At 69.6% G+C, this 19,140-nt stretch carries 17 protein-coding genes and 3 tRNA genes; 3 read left to right on the top strand and 17 right to left on the bottom strand.

Annotated features, from left to right (window positions below):
* Nucleotides 1–13: 13 nt before the first annotated feature.
* From rpoB to ACWDD7_RS32850, 9 genes are all read right to left on the bottom strand, one after another.
* Nucleotides 14–3,499, bottom strand: a complete 3,486-nt coding sequence (gene rpoB, locus ACWDD7_RS32890) for a DNA-directed RNA polymerase subunit beta (protein WP_351876649.1) — start codon at nucleotides 3,497–3,499, stop codon at nucleotides 14–16.
* 567 nt (nucleotides 3,500–4,066) lie between these two features.
* Complete coding sequence (rplL, locus tag ACWDD7_RS32885) at nucleotides 4,067–4,456, bottom strand: 50S ribosomal protein L7/L12 (RefSeq protein WP_450460060.1); 390 nt, start codon at nucleotides 4,454–4,456, stop codon at nucleotides 4,067–4,069.
* 111 nt (nucleotides 4,457–4,567) lie between these two features.
* The gene (gene rplJ / locus ACWDD7_RS32880) at nucleotides 4,568–5,098 is read right to left on the bottom strand and encodes a 50S ribosomal protein L10 (RefSeq protein WP_351876651.1); all 531 of its coding nucleotides are present in this window, start codon (nucleotides 5,096–5,098) and stop codon (nucleotides 4,568–4,570) included.
* A 330-nt stretch (nucleotides 5,099–5,428) separates the two neighbouring features.
* On the bottom strand, nucleotides 5,429–6,400 hold the full coding sequence (locus ACWDD7_RS32875) for a LolA-like protein (protein WP_351876652.1): 972 nt from the start codon (nucleotides 6,398–6,400) through the stop codon (nucleotides 5,429–5,431).
* Nucleotides 6,401–6,564: 164 nt separating this feature from the next.
* Nucleotides 6,565–7,290 (bottom strand): 50S ribosomal protein L1, encoded by a 726-nt coding sequence (gene rplA / locus ACWDD7_RS32870; protein ID WP_145482786.1) that lies wholly within the window; start codon nucleotides 7,288–7,290, stop codon nucleotides 6,565–6,567.
* Between the two features lie 98 nt (nucleotides 7,291–7,388).
* Complete coding sequence (gene rplK / locus ACWDD7_RS32865; RefSeq protein WP_046419431.1) at nucleotides 7,389–7,823, bottom strand: 50S ribosomal protein L11; 435 nt, start codon at nucleotides 7,821–7,823, stop codon at nucleotides 7,389–7,391.
* 169 nt (nucleotides 7,824–7,992) lie between these two features.
* Nucleotides 7,993–8,871: a transcription termination/antitermination protein NusG gene (nusG, locus tag ACWDD7_RS32860; RefSeq protein WP_351876777.1), complete on the bottom strand. Its 879-nt coding sequence runs from the start codon at nucleotides 8,869–8,871 to the stop codon at nucleotides 7,993–7,995.
* Nucleotides 8,872–8,951: 80 nt separating this feature from the next.
* On the bottom strand, nucleotides 8,952–9,236 hold the full coding sequence (gene secE / locus ACWDD7_RS32855; protein ID WP_351876776.1) for a preprotein translocase subunit SecE: 285 nt from the start codon (nucleotides 9,234–9,236) through the stop codon (nucleotides 8,952–8,954).
* A gap of 106 nt (nucleotides 9,237–9,342) precedes the next feature.
* Nucleotides 9,343–9,415: transfer RNA gene (locus ACWDD7_RS32850), tRNA-Trp, on the bottom strand.
* 261 nt (nucleotides 9,416–9,676) lie between these two features.
* Between ACWDD7_RS32850 and ACWDD7_RS32845 the strand changes: the two genes are divergently transcribed.
* Both ACWDD7_RS32845 and ACWDD7_RS32840 read left to right on the top strand, forming a co-directional pair.
* The gene (locus ACWDD7_RS32845) at nucleotides 9,677–10,903 is read left to right on the top strand and encodes a pyridoxal phosphate-dependent aminotransferase (RefSeq protein WP_351876775.1); all 1,227 of its coding nucleotides are present in this window, start codon (nucleotides 9,677–9,679) and stop codon (nucleotides 10,901–10,903) included.
* Nucleotides 10,904–11,041: 138 nt separating this feature from the next.
* Entirely contained in the window at nucleotides 11,042–12,073 is a 1,032-nt protein-coding gene (locus ACWDD7_RS32840) for an adenosine deaminase (RefSeq protein WP_351876774.1), read from the top strand.
* Between the two features lie 51 nt (nucleotides 12,074–12,124).
* Here the strand turns inward: ACWDD7_RS32840 and ACWDD7_RS32835 are convergent, their stop codons facing one another.
* From ACWDD7_RS32835 to ACWDD7_RS32800, 8 genes are all read right to left on the bottom strand, one after another.
* Entirely contained in the window at nucleotides 12,125–13,180 is a 1,056-nt protein-coding gene (locus tag ACWDD7_RS32835) for a UDP-N-acetylmuramate dehydrogenase (protein WP_450460059.1), read from the bottom strand.
* Nucleotides 13,181–13,245: 65 nt separating this feature from the next.
* A complete protein-coding gene (locus ACWDD7_RS32830) occupies nucleotides 13,246–14,712 on the bottom strand; it encodes an MFS transporter (RefSeq protein ID WP_450460058.1) in 1,467 nt (488 codons plus the stop codon).
* A gap of 127 nt (nucleotides 14,713–14,839) precedes the next feature.
* Entirely contained in the window at nucleotides 14,840–15,424 is a 585-nt protein-coding gene (locus tag ACWDD7_RS32825; protein ID WP_450460057.1) for a TetR/AcrR family transcriptional regulator, read from the bottom strand.
* Nucleotides 15,425–15,551: 127 nt separating this feature from the next.
* Nucleotides 15,552–15,980: a MaoC family dehydratase gene (locus ACWDD7_RS32820; protein WP_285561873.1), complete on the bottom strand. Its 429-nt coding sequence runs from the start codon at nucleotides 15,978–15,980 to the stop codon at nucleotides 15,552–15,554.
* 7 nt (nucleotides 15,981–15,987) lie between these two features.
* Entirely contained in the window at nucleotides 15,988–16,440 is a 453-nt protein-coding gene (locus ACWDD7_RS32815; protein ID WP_351876770.1) for a MaoC family dehydratase N-terminal domain-containing protein, read from the bottom strand.
* Between the two features lie 113 nt (nucleotides 16,441–16,553).
* Nucleotides 16,554–16,718: a 50S ribosomal protein L33 gene (rpmG, locus tag ACWDD7_RS32810; RefSeq protein ID WP_003948671.1), complete on the bottom strand. Its 165-nt coding sequence runs from the start codon at nucleotides 16,716–16,718 to the stop codon at nucleotides 16,554–16,556.
* 90 nt (nucleotides 16,719–16,808) lie between these two features.
* Nucleotides 16,809–16,881 (bottom strand) — tRNA-Met (locus tag ACWDD7_RS32805).
* A 46-nt stretch (nucleotides 16,882–16,927) separates the two neighbouring features.
* Nucleotides 16,928–17,000 (bottom strand) — tRNA-Thr (locus ACWDD7_RS32800).
* Between the two features lie 839 nt (nucleotides 17,001–17,839).
* Between ACWDD7_RS32800 and ACWDD7_RS32795 the strand changes: the two genes are divergently transcribed.
* The gene (locus ACWDD7_RS32795) at nucleotides 17,840–19,090 is read left to right on the top strand and encodes a hydrolase (protein WP_450460056.1); all 1,251 of its coding nucleotides are present in this window, start codon (nucleotides 17,840–17,842) and stop codon (nucleotides 19,088–19,090) included.
* The last annotated feature ends 50 nt before the right edge of the window (nucleotides 19,091–19,140 follow it).

Raw genomic sequence — 19,140 nt, 5'->3', positions numbered from 1 at the left:
CGCCGGACTCCCGTCAGACCTCTTCGACGCTGCTCGGCTCGCGCCGGGACAGGTCGATGCCGAGCTCCTCCGCAGCGCGGAAGACATCCTCGTCGGTGTCACGCATCTCGATGGACATACCGTCGCTGGACAGCACCTCCACGTTCAGGCAGAGCGACTGCATCTCCTTGATGAGCACCTTGAAGGACTCGGGGATGCCGGGCTCGGGAATGTTCTCGCCCTTGACGATGGCCTCGTAGACCTTCACGCGGCCGGTCACGTCGTCGGACTTGATGGTCAGCAGCTCCTGGAGGGCGTACGCGGCGCCGTAGGCCTCAAGGGCCCACACCTCCATCTCACCGAAGCGCTGGCCACCGAACTGCGCCTTACCACCCAGCGGCTGCTGGGTGATCATCGAGTACGGGCCGGTCGAACGGGCGTGCAGCTTGTCGTCGACCAGGTGGTGCAGCTTCAGGATGTACATGTAGCCGACCGAGATCGGGTCCGGGAACGGCTCACCGCTGCGGCCGTCGAACAGCCGCGCCTTGCCGGACGGGAGCACCATGCGCTCGCCGTCGCGGTTCGGGATGGTGTGCTGAAGCAGACCCGCCAGCTCGTCCTCGCGGGCACCGTCGAACACCGGGGTGGCGACGTTGGTGCGCGGGGCGACCTGGTCGGCGCCGATGACCTGCAGACGCTTGGCCCACTCGTCACCGAGGCCGGAGACGTCCCAGCCGCGGCTGGCGAGCCAGCCGAGGTGGATCTCCAGGACCTGTCCCGGGTTCATTCGGGACGGCACACCCAGCGGGTTCAGGATGATGTCGACCGGGGTGCCGTCCTCCAGGAACGGCATGTCCTCGATCGGCAGGATCTTGGAGATGACACCCTTGTTGCCGTGGCGGCCGGCGAGCTTGTCACCGTCGGTGATCTTGCGCTTCTGCGCGACGTAGACGCGGACCAGCTGGTTCACGCCCGGCGGCAGCTCGTCGCCCTCCTCGCGGTCGAAGACGCGCACGCCGATGACCTTGCCGGTCTCGCCGTGCGGCACCTTCAGCGAGGTGTCGCGGACCTCACGGGCCTTCTCGCCGAAGATGGCGCGCAGCAGGCGCTCCTCGGGGGTCAGCTCGGTCTCGCCCTTCGGGGTCACCTTGCCGACCAGGATGTCGCCCGCGATGACCTCGGCACCGATGCGGATGATGCCGCGCTCGTCGAGGTCGGCGAGGACCTCCTCGGAGACGTTCGGGATGTCCCGGGTGATCTCCTCGGGGCCGAGCTTGGTGTCACGGGCGTCGACCTCGTGCTCCTCGATGTGGATCGAGGAGAGGACGTCGTCCTGCACGAGGCGCTGCGACAGGATGATCGCGTCCTCGTAGTTGTGACCCTCCCACGGCATGAACGCCACGAGCAGGTTCTTGCCGAGGGCCATCTCACCGTTCTCGGTGGCCGGACCGTCGGCGAGGACCTGGCCCTCGATGATCCGGTCGCCCTCGTTGACGATGACCTTCTGGTTGACCGAGGTGCCCTGGTTGGAGCGGGAGAACTTGTGCAGGCGGTACGTGATGTACGTGCCGTCGTCGTTGGCGGTGGTGATGTAGTCCGCGGAGACCTCCTGGACCACACCCGCCTTCTCGGCCTTGACCACGTCGCCGGCGTCGACGGCGGAGCGGTACTCCATGCCGGTACCGACGAGCGGGGCCTCCGACTTGATCAGCGGAACGGCCTGGCGCATCATGTTCGCGCCCATGAGGGCGCGGTTGGCGTCGTCGTGCTCCAGGAAGGGGATCATGGCGGTCGCGACCGACACCATCTGGCGCGGCGAGACGTCCATGTAGTCCACGTCCTCGCCGCCGACGTAGTCGACCTCGCCGCCACGGCGGCGGACCAGCACGCGGGCCTCGGCGAAGCGGAGTTCGTCCGTCAGCGGGGCGTTGGCCTGCGCGATGACGAAGCGGTCCTCCTCGTCGGCGGTCAGGTAGTCGACCTCGTCGGTGACCTGGCCGTCGATGACCTTGCGGTACGGGGTCTCGACGAAACCGAACGCGTTGACCCGGCCGTAGGAGGCGAGCGAGCCGATCAGACCGATGTTCGGGCCTTCGGGCGTCTCGATCGGGCACATGCGGCCGTAGTGCGAGGGGTGCACGTCTCGGACCTCGAAGCCGGCCCGCTCACGGGAGAGACCACCGGGGCCCAGCGCCGAGAGACGGCGCTTGTGGGTCAGACCCGACAGCGGGTTGTTCTGGTCCATGAACTGCGACAGCTGGCTGGTGCCGAAGAACTCCTTGATGGAGGCGACGACCGGCCGGATGTTGATCAGGGTCTGCGGCGTGATCGCCTCGACGTCCTGGGTCGTCATGCGCTCGCGCACGACGCGCTCCATACGGGCCAGACCCGTGCGGACCTGGTTCTGGATGAGCTCGCCGACGCTGCGCAGACGACGGTTGCCGAAGTGGTCGATGTCGTCGGTCTCGACGACGATCGTCTCGCCGTTGTCGGCCGTCGTCTCGGTCTCGCCGGCGTGCAGCTGCACCAGGTACTTGATCGTCGAGATGATGTCCTCGACGGTCAGGATGCCCGCGTCCAGCGGGGCGTCGGCGCCCAGCTTCTTGTTGACCTTGTAGCGGCCGACCTTGGCGAGGTCGTAGCGCTTCGGGTTGAAGTAGAGGTTCTCAAGCAGCGTCTGCGCGGCCTCGCGCGTGGGGGGCTCGCCCGGACGCAGCTTGCGGTAGATGTCCAGCAGCGCGTCGTCCTGGCCCTGGGTGTGGTCCTTCTCCAGGGTGGCGCGCATCGACTCGTAGTCGCCGAACTCCTCAAGGATCTGCTCGGTCGTCCAGCCGAGCGCCTTCAGAAGGACGGTGACCGACTGCTTGCGCTTGCGGTCGATACGCACACCGACCATGTCGCGCTTGTCGATCTCCATCTCCAGCCAGGCACCCCGGGACGGGATGATCTTGGCCGAGAAGATGTCCTTGTCGGACGTCTTGTCGATGGAGGAGTCGAAGTAGACACCGGGGGAACGGACCAGCTGAGACACCACGACACGCTCGGTGCCGTTGATGACGAAGGTGCCCTTGTTCGTCATGAGCGGGAAGTCGCCCATGAAGACCGTCTGGGACTTGATCTCACCGGTCTCGTTGTTGGTGAACTCGGCGGTGACGAAGAGCGGGGCGGCGTACGTGAAGTCGCGCTCCTTGCACTCGTCGATGGAGTTCTTCGGCGGCTCGAAGCGGTGGTCCCGGAACGTCAGGGACATCGACCCGGAGAAGTCCTCGATCGGGGAGATCTCCTCGAAGATCTCCTCCAGACCGGACTTGGTGGGGACGTCCTGACCGTTCTCCAGAGCCTCCTCGACCCGACTCTGCCAGGCGGTGTTGCCGAGCAGCCAGTCGAAGCTCTCGGTCTGCAGCGCGAGCAGGTTCGGAACCTCAAGAGGCTCCTTGATCTTTGCAAAGGAAATGCGCAGCGGGGCGGTGCTGGCGCCGTTGTTCGTATTCGCGGTCGAGGCGTTGCGCGAGGCGGCCAAGAGGGGGTCCTTCCGAGGGCTCGGACTCACTACGCGCGTGCCGGCCCCTCTCCCAAACACGGAGACGGAAACCCCAGCTCAAAGGGGCTTCATCCATCGATGCTCAAGTGAGGGCAGACCCCTGGTGACGGGCAGGGGACAGCTAACAGGCAGCGCAAAGGGTCAGTGTAGCCACTTGGCACACTGATGTCCAGTGCGGGTTTGTCGAGACCCTCGCTGTCCTCACCGCTCTTGTCAACGCCCTCGGCATGTTGCCCTCAACGCACGTTGATACTGCCCTCTTCGTCGTCGATCCATGCCTCGGATTCGGATCCTTGTGACGACGCGTCCTGAGAATTGCGCGCTGCTCGCGGTTCGTCAAGAGCCTCCCACCGGAACCGGGCCGTCCGGAGACACGACGAAGATCACCATACCTCTCGCCACCGCGAGTGCAAGGCAACCGCGGTCACTCTCCGGATACGCCGAAGAGCGACCACCCGGATGGATGATCGCTCTTCGGTGCGTTCGCGTTACAGCCGAATCAGGCCGTTGTCAGCGCGCGTTCGAGTCCCGTGGACCCGTGAGGTCTTACTTGACCTCGACGGAGGCACCGGCGCCCTTGAGGGCCTCGGCGGCCTTGTCAGCGGCCTCCTTGTTGACCTTCTCGAGGACCGGCTTCGGGGTGCCGTCGACGAGGTCCTTGGCCTCCTTCAGACCCAGGGAGGTCAGCTCGCGCACGACCTTGATGACCTGGATCTTCTTCTCGCCGGCGCCGGTGAGGATGACGTCGAACTCGTCCTTCTCCTCGACGGCCTCGGCGGCGGCGCCACCAGCGGCACCACCGGCGACGACGACCGGCGCGGCAGCGGCGGCGGTGACGTCGAACTTCTCCTCGAAGGCCTTCACGAACTCGGAGAGCTCGATGAGGGTCATCTCCTCGAACTGGGCAAGCAGCTCGTCCTGGGTGAGCTTCGCCATGATGGCGGTCCTTCCACTCAATCGGCAGGTGCCGGATGTACTGGGTAAGGCGGGCGTACGTCGGCCCGCTGCGACCCGCGCCGGTTGGCGCGGGTCAGAAAGCGAGCCGAATTACTCGGCACCGCCCTGCTCGGCCTGCTTGGCGCGCAGCGCGTCCACGGTGCGGACGAGCTTCGACGGCAGCGCCTGGAAGAGGGAGGCAGCCTGGGACTGCTTCCCCTTGAAGGCACCGGCCAGCTTGCTGAGCAGAACCTCGCGGGACTCAAGGTCCGCAAGCTTCTTGATCTCGTCGGCGGTCATCGCCTTGCCGTCAAGGACACCGCCCTTGATGACGAGATTCGGGTTGTCCTTGGCGAAGTCACGGAGACCCTTCGCCGACTCCACCGGGTCACCGGTGACGAAGGCGACGGCCGTCGGACCAGCGAAGAGCTGGTCGTCCAGCGTGATCCCGGCCTCGTTGGCCGCAATCTTGGTCAGCGTGTTCTTCACCACGGCGTACTGGGCGTTCTCACCGAGCGACCGGCGCAGCGTCTTGAGCTGCGCCACGGTGAGACCGCGGTACTCGGTCAGCACGGCGGCGTTGGAGCTGCGGAACTTGTCCGTCAGCTCCGCAACCGCGGCAGCCTTGTCGGGCCTCGCCATAGAGCCTCGGCCTCCTTCCGGGTGATTCGGACCGCGCGGACCCGAAGGAGGACTGGGTAAAACGAAACGCCCCGGCGCAGGCGCTCGGGGCGGACTCGACCGGTCGCACACACGCTCGGCGCGCGCACTCCAGGAGTTCTTCCACTGACACCTGCGCGGGTCGCCCACTTTTCAGCGGATCCTTCGGCCACCGCGCCCTCTGCGAGCGCGCGGCAACGACCAGCGGTCTTTGGCTTCGGGGAAGAGCGTACGGGACCGGGGCGCCGGGGAGCAAATCGGGCCCCGGTCCCCGCACGGTCGGGCGGGGATCAGGCGGTGGTCACGAGGTACTCAGGAGCTGATGCCGCTGCCGCTGGAGGTGCCTCCGGTGGCGGTGCTGCCGCTGGAGGCGCCGCCACCCGACGGGCTGTCGAGACCGCCACCGGACTTCATCATGTCGGCGATGTCCATCGTGTCGGCGGTCGGCGGCGCCTCGGTGGAGACCCGCACGCCGTAGTCGCTGTAGTAGGCCGTGCTGTTCAGCGTGCCGTTGCTGGTGGACGCCTTCTCGGACTTCTTGACCAGAAGGTTCTGGTCGTTGATCCAGATGTCGATGGCGTCGGTGGTGATGCCGGCCTGCTTCAGCTGCTGCTTCAGAGCCGTGAGCTGGCCGGCGCTGAGGTTGCTGCTCTTGCCCGCGAGGTCGGCGACGTCCACGGTGCCCGCGTAGTGCGTGGTGTGCGCGCCGTCGACCGTCTCCTCGCCGACCTTCCTGACGTCCCCGGAGGCCAGCAGCATCTTCACCGACTGGTTCGGCGTGGACGTCTGGAGCTGGTCCTTCATGTACGTGCCGGAGGCGCCGCCGACCTTGGCGAGGTAGTCGTAGTCGTACTTGACCCAGTGCTTGCCGCCGGCCTGCTGGGCGAAGGCGTCGCTCATCTTCGCGTAGTAGGCGTCCGGCAGGTAGCGCGCCTCCATGTGCGTGGTGCCGGCCTTGCGCATCGCCTCGGCCATCTGGCCGCCGGTGTACGTGATGGTCAGCGTGCCCTTGAGGCCGTGGCCCCAGGTGAGGGCGCCGTCGGCGTTCACCGCCATGATGTCGCCCATGGACGTGGTGGAGCGCACCTTGGCCGAGTCGGCCTTGTCGGTGTTCTGCTCGACGTCGCGCAGCACGGCGGCGACGGGGCTCAGGTGGACCGTTCCGTCACCCGCCGCCTTGCCGCCGCCCTTCCCGGAGCCCGAGGAGCCGCACGCGGCCACCCCGGTCAGCGCCGCCACCACCGCCACGGAAAGGGTCACCCGGCGTACTGTCGTGCTCTTCATTGTCCTACCCCCAGCGAATCGTCTGCGCGCAGCCTAGTCCTGGCCACTGACAGTCGTACGACGAACAGGTCGTACACAGAAAGGACGGGCCCCGCACCTCGAAAGGTTGCGGGGCCCGCCCTTCAGTCACGCGTACCCGACGCGGCTACCGGTGAGCGGAGGGCTCAGACGGCGGCCGGGTCCTCCTCGACGAGGAGGTTGCGGGTGCGGTTCGGGTCGAGCTGGATGCCGGGGCCCATCGTGGTGGTGATGGCGGCCTTCTTGATGTAGCGCCCCTTGGCGGCGGACGGCTTCAGACGGAGGATCTCCTCCAGCGCGGCGCCGTAGTTCTCCACCAGCTTGGTGTCGTCGAAGGACACCTTGCCGATGATGAAGTGCAGGTTCGAGTGCTTGTCGACGCGGAACTCGATCTTGCCGCCCTTGATGTCGGTGACGGCCTTGGCCACGTCGGGGGTGACGGTGCCGGTCTTCGGGTTCGGCATCAGACCACGGGGGCCGAGGACGCGGCCGAGGCGGCCGACCTTGCCCATGAGGTCCGGGGTGGCGACGACGGCGTCGAAGTCCAGGCGGCCCTTCGAGACCTCGTCGATCAGCTCGTCGGCACCGACGATGTCGGCGCCCGCGGCACGCGCGGCCTCGGCACGGTCACCGGTCGCGAAGACCAGGACCCGGGCGGTCTTACCGGTGCCGTGCGGAAGGTTCACGGTGCCACGGACCATCTGGTCGGCCTTGCGCGGGTCGACACCCAGACGGAAGGCGACCTCGACGGTGCCGTCGAACTTGGTCGTGGAGGTCTCCTTGGCGAGACGGACGGCCTCGAGCGGGGCGTACAGCTTCTCCCGGTCGATCTTGGCGTCCGCAGCGCGGAGAGCCTTGCTGCGCTTGCTCACAACTTGCTCCTGTGTGTTCTGAAAGGAGTCGTGGTCCCTGGGCCGAGCAGGCCCTGCCACGTGCGACCGGCGACGGCCGCATTACCTGCTGGTGGTGGTCAGCCCTCGACCGTGACGCCCATGGAGCGCGCGGTGCCGGCGATGATCTTCGCCGCGGCGTCCAGGTCGTTCGCGTTGAGGTCGGGCATCTTGGTCGTGGCGATCTCGCGGACCTGCGCCTCGGTGATCTTGGCGACCTTGGTCTTGTGCGGCTCGCCGGAGCCCTTCTCCACGCCCGCGGCCTTGAGGATCATCTTCGCGGCCGGCGGCGTCTTGGTGACGAAGGTGAAGGAGCGGTCCTCGTAGACCGTGATCTCCACCGGGATGACCCAGCCACGCTGCGACTCGGTCGCGGCGTTGTAGGCCTTGCAGAACTCCATGATGTTGACGCCGTGCTGACCCAGCGCCGGGCCGACCGGCGGAGCCGGGTTGGCGGCGCCGGCCTGGATCTGGAGCTTGATGAGCCCCGTGACCTTCTTCTTCTTGGGAGGCATAGCTCTCCGGGTCCTTTCGATTCGGGTCCTGCCCGCTCCCGGGGACCACCCGGATGCAGGCATACCGCACAACGATAACGGGTATAGATGCGCGGCCAAAAACCGAGCAGGTCAGACGGGCTGCAGTCAGCCCGCCTGACCTGCTCGGAAGCGGTGGGTCCAGAAGGAGCTAGTTCTTCTGGATCTGGTCGAAGGAAAGCTCGACCGGCGTCTCGCGGCCGAAGATCTCCACCAGGCCCTTGACCTTCTTGGAGTCGGCGTTGATCTCGTTGATGGTCGCCTGGAGGGTGGCGAACGGGCCGTCGGTGACGGTGACCGAGTCGCCGACCTCGAAGTCCAGCACCTGGACCTCGACCTTGCGCTGCGGGGCGGGCTTGCCCTCGGCCTCGGCGGCCTCGCGGGCGGCCTTCTCCTCCGCCTCCGGGGCGAGCATCTTGACGATCTCGTCCAGGGTCAGCGGGTACGGGTCGTACGCGTTGCCCACGAAGCCGGTGACGCCGGGCGTGTTGCGGACGACGCCCCAGGACTCGTTGGTCAGGTCCATGCGGACCAGGACGTAACCGGGCAGCTTGTTCTGCTTGATCGTCTTGCGGTCGCCGTTCTTGATCTGGACGACCTCTTCCTGCGGCACCTCGGCCTGGAAGATGTAGTCCTCGACGTTCAGCGAGACGGCGCGCTGCTCCAGGTTGGTCTTCACGCGGTTCTCGTAACCGGCGTACGTGTGGATGACGTACCACTCGCCGGGCAGGGTGCGCAGTTCCTCGCGCAGGGCCTGGACGGGGTCGACCGGTGCGGCCGGCTCCTCCTCGACGGCCTCGGCGGCGGCGTCCTCGTCGCCCTCCTCGGCGTCCTCGTCCTCGGCGGCCTCTTCGTCCGCGTCCTCGGTGTGCAGCGCGGCCTCCTCGGCCGGCTCGCCCGCCTCGGCCTCGGCAGCCTCGAACTCGTCCTGCTCGTCCGCGCCCTCGACGATGTCGAGCTCGTCGTCCACCATCTCGGCAGCGTTCCCGCGAGGCTCGGTGGCGTCGTCGTTCAGGTTCGGGTCAGACACGATGGCTGCTTCTTCCTGGTTACATAGGGGTGGAACATGCGAAAACGGGCGCCGGTGCCACGGCGCCCTTCGCTCTTGGCTCAGCCGAAGACGTACTTGGCCGCGTGGTTGAGCCCATAGTCAATCACGGTCACCAGCGCGATCATGATGGCGACGAAGAAGATCACCACAGTGGTGTACGACGTCAGCTGGTTGCGCGACGGCCAGACGACCTTGCGGAGTTCCGCGACGATCTGACGATAGAAGGTGGCCAGCCGCTTCAGCGGACCCTTCTTGGCGCGCTTGCCGCCCTTGCGGGCCTTCTTGACCTCAGGAACTTCGTCCTGGGCATCAGGCGTGTCGATGGAGCCCACGGCGTCCGTCATAATCCTCACCTGATCCCGGGTCGTGGCCGTGCCGCGCCCGGTTACTGAGCCGCACGGCGGTGCATTGCTGTACGTACAAGCGCACACATCCTGGCGGTGTGTGTAGCAGGGCCGGAGGGACTTGAACCCCCAACCGCCGGTTTTGGAGACCGGTGCTCTACCAATTGAGCTACGACCCTTTGTGTGTCCCCCAACGTACCGCATCCGGCCGGGTGCTCGGTGTACACCTGGTCGACGGCGGCCGCTGAAGGCCAACGAGGTGAGAGTGTACGTGGTCCGGGGCCCGGCGTCGAACAGAAAGTGGCGGCCCGTGCTCCCGTGATCGAAGATCGTCCAGGCCGGGGGCGGGATCCGGATACGTGTTCACGCCTCGACCCGATGCCGTTCAGACTGTGAAACCCGCGTGCCCCGGACATTTCCGGTCTGGAACCATGGGCTCCATGAGCGCTGCAATCCCTCCCACCGAGCGCCGGGTCTCCGCCCGAGTCGGCGCGATCTCCGAGTCCGCCACCCTCGCCGTGGACGCCAAGGCCAAGGCCCTGAAGGCCGCCGGGCGACCGGTGATCGGCTTCGGCGCCGGTGAGCCCGACTTCCCCACCCCGGACTACATCGTCGAGGCCGCGATCGAGGCCTGCAAGAACCCGAAGTTCCACCGCTACACGCCGGCCGGCGGACTGCCCGAGCTGAAGGCCGCGATCGCCGCGAAGACGCTGCGCGACTCCGGCTGGGAGCCCGACGTCTCCCAGGTGCTGGTCACCAACGGCGGCAAGCAGGCCATCTACGAGGCGTTCGCCGCGATCCTCGACCCGGGCGACGAGGTCATCGTCCCGGCGCCGTACTGGACCACGTACCCGGAGTCGATCCGGCTCGCGGGCGGTGTGCCGGTGGAGGTCGTGGCCGACGAGACCACCGGCTACCGGGTCTCCGTCGAGCAGCTGGAGGCGGCGCGCACCGAGCGGACGAAGGTCGTCCTCTTCGTCTCCCCGTCGAACCCGACCGGCGCGGTGTACTCCGAGGCCGAGACCGAGGCGATCGGCCGCTGGGCCCTGGAGCACGGCCTGTGGGTGCTCACCGACGAGATCTACGAGCACCTGGTCTACGGCGACGCGGTCTCCGTGTCCCTGCCCGCCCTGCTGCCCGAGCTGCGCGACAAGTGCATCGTGGTCAACGGCGTGGCGAAGACGTACGCCATGACGGGCTGGCGGGTGGGCTGGCTCATCGGCCCCAAGGACGTCGTCAAGGCCGCGACCAACCTCCAGTCGCACGCCACCTCGAACGTGTCGAACGTGGCGCAGGCCGCCGCCCTGGCCGCCGTCTCCGGCGACCTGGAGGCCGTGGCGAAGATGCGCGAGGCCTTCGACCGGCGCCGCCGGACGATCGTGCGGATGCTGAACGAGATCGACGGCGTGTTCTGCCCGGAGCCCGAGGGCGCGTTCTACGCCTACCCGTCGGTCAAGGCGCTGCTCGGCAAGGAGATCCGCGGCAAGCGCCCGCAGAACTCGGTCGAGCTGGCCGCGCTGATCCTGGAGGAGGCCGAGGTCGCGGTCGTCCCGGGCGAGGCGTTCGGCACGCCGGGCTATCTGCGGCTGTCGTACGCGCTCGGTGACGAGGACCTGGTGGAGGGCGTGAGCCGGATCCAGAAGCTGCTGGCGGAGGCCAGGGACTGAGCGGTCCGCTTTCCGTGCGGGAGGGCCTTCGGCCTGGGAACGTTCCGGGGTCGGGGCCCTCCCGTTCGTTTGTGCGGGCAAGACCACGAACGGGGAAACGGCTACCGGGAATGCGGGGGTGTACGGCAGGATCTGGGAATGGAGCGCGTACGTGATCTTTCTGAGCTGCCGAAAGCCCATCTGCACCTGCACTTCACCGGTTCGATGCGGCCGAGCACCGTACTGGAGCTGGCCGACAAGCACGGCGTACGTCTGCCCGAGACACTGACGGAGGCCCTGACCAGCGGCGAGCCGCCGAAGCTCAGGGCCACGGACGAGCGGGGCTGGTTCCGGTTCCAGCGGCTGTACGACGCGGCGCGCTCCTGCGTGCGCGAGGCCGAGGACATCCGGCGGCTGGTGCGGGAGGCCGCGCAGGAGGATCTGCGGGACGGCTCGGGCTGGCTGGAGATCCAGGTGGACCCGACGTCGTACGCGCCCCGGCTGGGCGGTCTGATCCCGACGCTGGAGATCATCCTGGACGCGGTGGACAGCACCTCCCAGGAGACCGGTCTGGGGATGCGGGTCCTGGTGGCCGCCAACCGGATGAAGCACCCCCTGGACGCGCGCACGCTGGCCCGGCTCGCGGTGCGGTACGCGGACCGGGGCGTGGTGGGCTTCGGCCTCTCGAACGACGAGCGGCGGGGCATGGCGCGGGACTTCGACCGGGCCTTCCACATCGCGCGCGAGGGCGGCCTGCTGTCGGCCCCGCACGGCGGCGAGCTGACCGGCCCGGCCTCGGTGCGGGACTGCCTGGACGATCTGCACGCGGCGCGGATCGGGCACGGGGTGCGCGCGGCGGAGGACCCCCGGCTGCTGGAGCGGCTGGCCGACCGCCAGGTGACCTGCGAGGTGTGCCCGGCGTCCAATGTGGCGCTCGGCGTCTACGAGAAGCCCGAGGACGTGCCCCTGCGCACCTTCTTCGACGCCGGTGTCCCGCTGGCCCTGGGCGCCGACGATCCCCTGCTGTTCGGCTCCCGCCTGGCCGCCCAGTACGAGATCGCCCGGCACGCCCACGGTTTCTCCGACCCCGAACTGGCCGAACTGGCCCGCCAGTCCATCCGCGGCTCGGCGGCCCCGGAGGACACCAAGGCGCGGCTGCTGGCGGGCGTGGACGACTGGCTGACGTCGTGAGGCCCGCCCGGACGCCGTGAGGCTCGCTCGAACGCCGTGAGGCTCGCCCCGTTAGAGGCTGACGCCCACCATCACCGGCTCGTTGACCAGGGTGATCCCGAAGGCCTCGCGCACCCCGGCGACGACCTCCCGGGCGAGGACGAGGAGGTCCTCGGTGGTGGCGGTGCCGCGGTTGGTGAGGGCGAGGGTGTGCTTGGTGGAGATCCGGGCGGGCCCGGTGCCGTACCCCTTGGTGTAGCCGGCCTTGTCGATCAGCCAGGCCGCGGAGGTCTTCCTGCGGCCCTCACCGGCCGGGTAGGCGGGCGGTTCGACCCCGTCGCCGAGCCGCTCGCGCACGCGCGCCCGGAACGCGGCGAACTGCTCCTCGCCGAGGATCGGGTTGGTGAAGAAGGAACCGGCCGACCAGGTGTCGTGGTCCTCGGCGTCGAGCACCATGCCCTTGCCCGCCCGCAGCTTCAGCACGGTCTCCCGGGCCCGGTCCAGCGGCACCCGCTCCCCGGTCTCGACACCGAGCACACGGGCCGTCTCCGCGTACTTGATCGGCGCCGACAGCCCGTCCGCGTCCTCCAGTCCGAAGCGGACGCGCAGGACGACATAGCGCTCGGGGTCGGCCTTGAAGCGGCTGTGGCGGTACGAGAAGGCGCACTCCTCGTTGGACAGCGCGACCGTCTCGCCGGCGCGCCGGTCGTAGGCGATCACCTCGGAGATCGTCGCGGAGACCTCCTGGCCGTACGCCCCCACGTTCTGGATCGGCGTGGCGCCCGCCGACCCGGGGATCCCGGCCAGGCACTCGATCCCGGCGAGCCCGGCCGCCACGCTGCGGGCGACCGCGTCGCTCCAGACCTCACCGGCCGCGAGCTCCAGGGTGGTCCCCCTCAGCTCCACCCCCCGGGTGGCGATCCGCAGCGCGGTCCCCTCGAATCCCTTGTCCCCGATGACCAGGTTCGATCCCCCGCCGACGACCAGCAGCGGTGTCCCGCTGTCGTCCGCCTCCCGGACGGCGTCGATCACCTCGGCGTCCGTCTCGGCGGTCACCAGTCGCATCGCGGGCCCGCCGAGCCGGAACGTGGTCAGGGGGGCAAGGGGGGCGTCGTGGAGTAGGTGCACGGGGGCAAGACTACGAGACGGCTCCGACGGCGCCGCCGACCGGCGGTGAAGGGAGGGGCGCACGGTCAGCCGGGCATCGACTCCAGGGCCGGAGCGGGCGCGTCGTCGGGGAGGGGCTTCGGGCCGGTGGGGCGGGAGGGGATGGCCAGGGCGGCCAGGGCCGCCAGGGCGACCACCGCGGCCCCGGTGATCAGGGCGGGGCGGAGGCCGTCGACGAAGGACTGGGGGGAGGTGTAGCCGCCGTAGGCCGAGAAGATGGAGGACATGACCGCGATGCCGAGCGCGCCGCCGACCTCGCGCAGGGCGTTGTTCGCGCCGGAGGCGATGCCCTGCTCGTGGGGGCGGACGCTGGCCATGACGAGGCTGGCGGCGGGGGCGAAGTAGAGGGCCATGCCGGCGCCGCTGAGGACGAGGGCGGGCAGCTGGGCGGCGTAGGTGGCGTGCGCGGTGACGACGCAGGCCAGGTAGCCGAGGCCGGCGGCCTGGAGGAGCAGGCCCGCGGCGACGACCGGGCGGCCGCCGACGCGGTCGGAGAGGAACCCGGCGAGCGGCGCGACGAGCATCGGCATGCCGGTCCAGGGCAGCATCCGCAGCCCGGCGTCGGTGGGCGAGTAGCCGAGGACGCCCTGCATGTACTGGCTGAGCAGGAAGATCGAGCCGAACATGCCGACGAACATCAGCAGGCTCGCCGCGTTGATCCCCGAGAAGGCCCGGGAGCGGAACAGGCGCATCGGCAGCATGGGGTTCACTGCGCGGGAACCGTAGACGGTGAAGGCGACCAGCAGGGCGCCGCCGGCCGACAGGGCGGTGAGGACCACCGCGTCCGTCCAGCCGTCGGAGGGGCCGCGGACCAGGCCGTACACGATCCCGAAGAGGCCGCCGCCGGCGAGCAGGGTGCCGGGGATGTCCAGGCGGGCGCCGGCGCCATACGACTCGGCGAGGCGGAGACGGGCGAAGGGCAGCGCGATCAGGCCGAGCGGAACGTTCAGCCAGAAGATCCAGTGCCAGGACACGTGTTCGGTGAGGCTGCCGCCGATGAGCGGTCCCGAGGCGACGGCGAGGCCGTTGACGGCACCCCAGATGCCGTACACCGTCCCCCGTTTGGCGGCGGGCACGGCCGCGGTCAGCAGGGTCAGCGTGAGCGGCATCATCACGGCCGCGCCCACGCCCTGCACCGCGCGGGCGGCGATCAGGGAGCCGATGCCGGGGGCCAGCGCCGCGGCGGCCGAGGCGCCGGTGAAGACCGTGAGCCCGGCGATGAACAGCCGCCTGCGCCCGAACCGGTCGCCGAGCGCGGCGCCGAACATCAGCAGGCAGGCGAACGTGAGCGTGTACGCGCTCACCGTCCACTCAAGGTCGTCCAGCGCACCGCCGAGGTCCTCGCGGATGGCGGGCAGGGCGGTGGTGACGACGAGGTTGTCCAAGGCCGCCATGAACCCGGCGACGCCGGTGACGAGGAGGGCCCAGACGGCACTCCGGCGGGTCTGCTGGGCCTGATGAGTCTGCTGGGTCTGCTGGGTCTGCTGTGACATCGCTCCCCCGGGGAAATGAGTTCCCAGTAGCCTGTTTGGTTAGTTATTGATGACTAACTTTCGTGGACGCGGCGCGGCATGACGAGGCGAACGGCCGTACGGCCTGTCGTCCGCACCCCTCCTGGACCTATGCCTTCAGGCCGCCCCTGGCGCCCGACCCGGGCCCGGACGGAACCGTGGCCAGCCCCTCCCACACCCGGTGATCGCGCGGGAAGCCCATGGCCACCAGGCAGTTGATGAGCATTCCGTAGGCCATGAACTCGGTCGTGCCGTCCACGTCCGCGCCGAGCGGCAGATGGACCGTGTCCCACAACCGCGTCCAGCCGGCCCGCACGGCCTCACCGAACTCGCGGTCGCCCTCCTCCTCGGCGGCGGCGACGGCCAGGTACATCTGCATCTGCATCATCAGCCGTGAGGGCTGCTCCGCGAGGGCCTTGGTGTAGGCCTCGGCCATGGCGTGCAGGGCCGCCTCCCCCTCCAGGCCCTCGGTCGCCTCCTCGAACATGCGGATGGTGTCCTCCACGCAGCGTTCCGCCGCCGCGAGGAAGATCGCCCGCTTGCCCGGGAAGAGCCGGAAGAGGTACGGCTGCGAGACGCCGACCCGCTTGGCGATGGCCTCGGTGGAGGTGCCGTAGTAGCCACCTCGGCCGAACTCCTCCATCGCCGCCCGGACGACGCTTTCGCGCCGCTCTTCCGCACTCATCCTGGACATGAAAGTAAGTTAGTACTCAATTACTAATCCGGGCAAGAGGCGGACGACGGGGCCCGAACGCGTGCGAGGGGCGCCCCGCCGGGGGGACGCCCCTCGCACCTGCCGCTCCCTCAAGAGCCCGTGGCTGTCAGGCCAGTCGTACGACCGCTCGCGACATGCCCAGCACCTTCTGGCCGGCGCTGGTCGCCGTGAGGTCCACGCGGACCGTGTTGTCGTCCAGCTTGGCCGCGACCTTGGCGCTGACCTCGATCAGTGCGCCCTGGTCGTCGTTGGGCACGACGACCGGCTTGGTGAAGCGGACCCCGTACTCCAGGACCGCGCCCGGGTCGCCGAGCCAGTCGGTGACCACGCGGATCGCCTCGGCCATGGTGAACATGCCGTGCGCGATGACGTCCGGCAGACCCACCTCCTTGGCGAACTTCTCGTTCCAGTGGATGGGGTTGAAGTCCCCGGAGGCACCCGCGTAGCGCACGAGGGTGGCGCGCGTCACGGGGAAGGTCCGCGCCGGCAGTTCGGTGCCGACCTCGACGTCGTCGTAGCCGATCTTCGCCGTCATCAGCTGCTCAAACCTCCTCGGCCGCGCGGGCCACGAGCTTGGTCCAGGCGGTCACGACGTGCTCGCCCGCCTCGTCGTGCACCTCACCGCGGATGTCCAGGATGTCGTTGCCCGCGAGGGACTTGATCGCCTCGATGGTGGAGGTGACCGTGAGCCGGTCGCCGGCGCGGACGGGACGGCGGTAGGCGAACTTCTGGTCGCCGTGCACGACCCGGCTGTAGTCCAGGCCCAGCTGCGGGTCCTCGATCACCTGACCGGCGGCGCGGAACGTGATCGAGAACACGAAGGTCGGGGGGGCGATCACATCGGGGTACCCGTACGCCTTGGCGGCCTCCGGGTCCGTGAACACCGGGTTGGTGTCCCCCACGGCCTCGGCGAACTCGCGGATCTTCTCCCGGCCCACCTCGTAGGGTGCGGTGGGCGGATAGGTCCGTCCCACGAAGGACTGGTCGAGCGCCATGGCCCGGCACCTCCTGATGTCTGGTGTGAGGGTCCCGGACCAGCCGGGACCCGAGCGTGAAAACGCCGCGAGGCCGCCCCCTCGGAAGGGGACGGCCTCGCGAACGAGCCTATTTATCGCGTTTCGCGGTGCGCGGTGTGCGCGTTGCAACGCGGGCAGTGCTTCTTCATCTCAAGACGGTCCGGGTTGTTACGCCGGTTCTTCTTGGTGATGTAGTTCCGCTCCTTGCACTCCACGCAGGCCAGCGTGATCTTCGGGCGGACGTCGGTGGCAGCCACGTGAGTGCTCCTAAGACGAACGGATGGGCTAGTTCAACGCAAGAAAGAGTAGCCGATTGAAGGACCGACCCCACAATCGGCTACTGTCAGTAGCGGTGACCGGACTTGAACCGGTGACACAGCGATTATGAGCCGCTTGCTCTACCGACTGAGCTACACCGCTTTGATGAGATCGGAACCCGCCTCGCGACGGGAACCTCTCACACCAGAGCCCCAAAACGGAATCGAACCGTTGACCTTCTCCTTACCATGGAGACGCTCTGCCGACTGAGCTATTGGGGCGAGCGATGAAGACATTACACGGTCCGCCGCCGTTCGCCCAAATCCATATCCGGAGGGCGGCGGGGCGGTGCGCGGGACGGCTCACGGCGGGCTCTGCGGGTGGGGCTGTGGGGGCTTCGGGGGCGGGTACGGGGGCGTGGAACGCGGGACGGGCGGGCCGTGCGGGGCGGGTACGGGAGGCCGCGCCGACGGAAGGGGTCGGGGCGCGGCGGCCTTGCCGTACGGACCGCACGGGCAGGCAGGTCGGACACGCCGGTACGGCTGCTGCGGGGGCACGCCGACGGGCCGGGAGGGGCCACGCCGCACGACGGCCGCACGGGACACCCCAGGCCCTCGGAAGCAATGCCTGAGGCCGGCCGGGCACCACAGTTGGACCGGCGGCCCCACCCGGAGTCCGACAGAAGTCACTGCTGTCGTCGCACTGATCGCGTCGGCAAATCGGGCGACCGCATCAGCGCGGGCCGAGTACAGCCACACAGCCCGCGCCGGTACGACTGTCCGAAGGTAACTCTCCTACATGGTGGGCGTGTCAGCAGGGCCGCCCGCCCCCGCCCGGAGTTGCCCCGAGGCCGGCGCCGCTGCCGCTACGCAGATCGCACCGGCAAATCGCGCGGCCTGCTCGCGGCCTCTCGCGCCCCCCGCCGGAGCGGGCCACGCCGGTACGACACGTGGCCCCGCCAGCAGGCCACGCCGGTACGACTATTGCGCTCCTGCGCGACCTGCGCGGCCTGTCACCCTAGGCTCGACACGCCCTGTGTGATCTTGGAGCGCCCCGGGCCTCCGGTCGCCGGTTCCGGCGCGCGCAGGCACCCTCATGCCCTCCCCGACCCTGGAGCGCGATGCCCGACAGCCAGCCGCAGCCGCACCTGCCGTCGAACTCGTCGAATCCCTCGGGCGGCCTGCTGCTGTGCGGGGCGCGGCTGACCGACGGCCGGACCGTGGACGTGCGGCTGGGCGGCGGGCGGATCGAGGCGGTGGGCACCGCGGGCAGCCTGGTGCAGGGTCCGGCGCGCGGGGGCACGCAGCGCATGGACCTGACCGGTTATCTGCTGCTGCCCGCCCCGGCGGAGCCGCACGCCCACGGCGACACCGCGCTGTCCGCCGAGCGGCCCGGCCCGGCCTCGTACGCCCCCGAGGACGTCCAGCGCCGGGCCACGGAGGCGGCGCTGCTCCAGCTGGGGCACGGGGCGACGGCGGTGCGGGCGCACGTGCGTGTGGGCGACGTACAGGGACTCGGCGCGCTCGGCGCCGTACTCCGGGCGCGGCGGGCGCTGCGGGGACTGGTGGAGCTGACGGCGGTGGCGATGCCCCGGCTGCTGACGGGGGTGGCCGGCGCGGACGGACTGGCGATGCTGCGGGACGCGGCGAAGATGGGCGCGACGGCGGTGGGCGGCTGCCCGGACCTGGATCCGGACCCCACCGGGTACGTGGAGGCGGTCCTGGAGGTGGCCGCGGAGCACGGCCTGCCGGTCGACCTGCACACGGACGCCGCCGACCCGGCCCGGTTGTCCCGGCTCGCGGCGATGGCGGGTGGACTGCGCCCCGGCGTGACGATCGGCCCGTGCGCCGGTCTCACGCGCCTGCCCGCCGAGGTCGCGTCCCGCGCCGCGGACCAGCTCGCGGCGGCCGGGGTGACGGTCGTGTGTCTGCCCCAGGGCGGCTGCGGCGGCACGGACCGGCGGGGCGTGGCCCCGGTACGGCTGCTGCGCGCGGCCGGGGTACGGGTGGCGGCCGGCGGCGGAGCCCTGCGGGACGTGTCGAACCCCGTGGGCCGCGGCGACCCCCTGGAGGCGGCCTACCTCCTCGTCTCCGCCCATGGACTGCGCCCCGAGGACGCGTACGACGCCGTGGGCGCCACGGCCCGCGCGACGCTGGGCCTGCCCCGGGTCCGTGTGGAGGCCGGGTTCCCCGCCGAACTCCTCGCCGTGCGCGGCGACCATCTGCCGGGCGCCCTCTCCCTGGCGTACAGCCGGATCGTGATCCACCGCGCCCGGGTGGTGGCCCGTACCAGCTCGGTCCGCGAGTACTGCGACTCGGCGGCGGAGTCGGAGCCGGGGCTGCCGCGGCAGGGGCGGGGCGAGGTCCCGTGAGGCTGTCCGGGGCCCGGCGTGCCGGGGGCCGACCCGTACGGCAGGCGGGG

The organism is Streptomyces sp. NPDC001056, from assembly GCF_053598955.1.
The sequence above is the reverse complement of the archived record's forward strand: the minus strand, read 5'-3'. Positions and strand labels throughout refer to the sequence as shown.

Bases quoted from the DNA above. Each gene is read 5' to 3' on its own strand.
- ACWDD7_RS32815 (WP_351876770.1), bottom strand. From the start codon at position 16,440: ATGGCGCTCGACCAGTCCTTCGTGGGACGGACCTATCCGCCCACCGCA.
- secE (WP_351876776.1), bottom strand. From the start codon at position 9,236: ATGACGGACGCCGTGGGCTCCATCGACACGCCTGATGCCCAGGACGAA.
- rplJ (WP_351876651.1), bottom strand. From the start codon at position 5,098: ATGGCGAGGCCCGACAAGGCTGCCGCGGTTGCGGAGCTGACGGACAAG.
- ACWDD7_RS32845 (WP_351876775.1), top strand. From the start codon at position 9,677: ATGAGCGCTGCAATCCCTCCCACCGAGCGCCGGGTCTCCGCCCGAGTC.
- ACWDD7_RS32825 (WP_450460057.1), bottom strand. From the start codon at position 15,424: ATGTCCAGGATGAGTGCGGAAGAGCGGCGCGAAAGCGTCGTCCGGGCG.
- ACWDD7_RS32840 (WP_351876774.1), top strand. From the start codon at position 11,042: ATGGAGCGCGTACGTGATCTTTCTGAGCTGCCGAAAGCCCATCTGCAC.
- ACWDD7_RS32875 (WP_351876652.1), bottom strand. From the start codon at position 6,400: ATGAAGAGCACGACAGTACGCCGGGTGACCCTTTCCGTGGCGGTGGTG.
- ACWDD7_RS32830 (WP_450460058.1), bottom strand. From the start codon at position 14,712: ATGTCACAGCAGACCCAGCAGACCCAGCAGACTCATCAGGCCCAGCAG.
- rplL (WP_450460060.1), bottom strand. From the start codon at position 4,456: ATGGCGAAGCTCACCCAGGACGAGCTGCTTGCCCAGTTCGAGGAGATG.
- ACWDD7_RS32820 (WP_285561873.1), bottom strand. From the start codon at position 15,980: ATGACGGCGAAGATCGGCTACGACGACGTCGAGGTCGGCACCGAACTG.
- ACWDD7_RS32795 (WP_450460056.1), top strand. From the start codon at position 17,840: ATGCCCGACAGCCAGCCGCAGCCGCACCTGCCGTCGAACTCGTCGAAT.
- rplK (WP_046419431.1), bottom strand. From the start codon at position 7,823: ATGCCTCCCAAGAAGAAGAAGGTCACGGGGCTCATCAAGCTCCAGATC.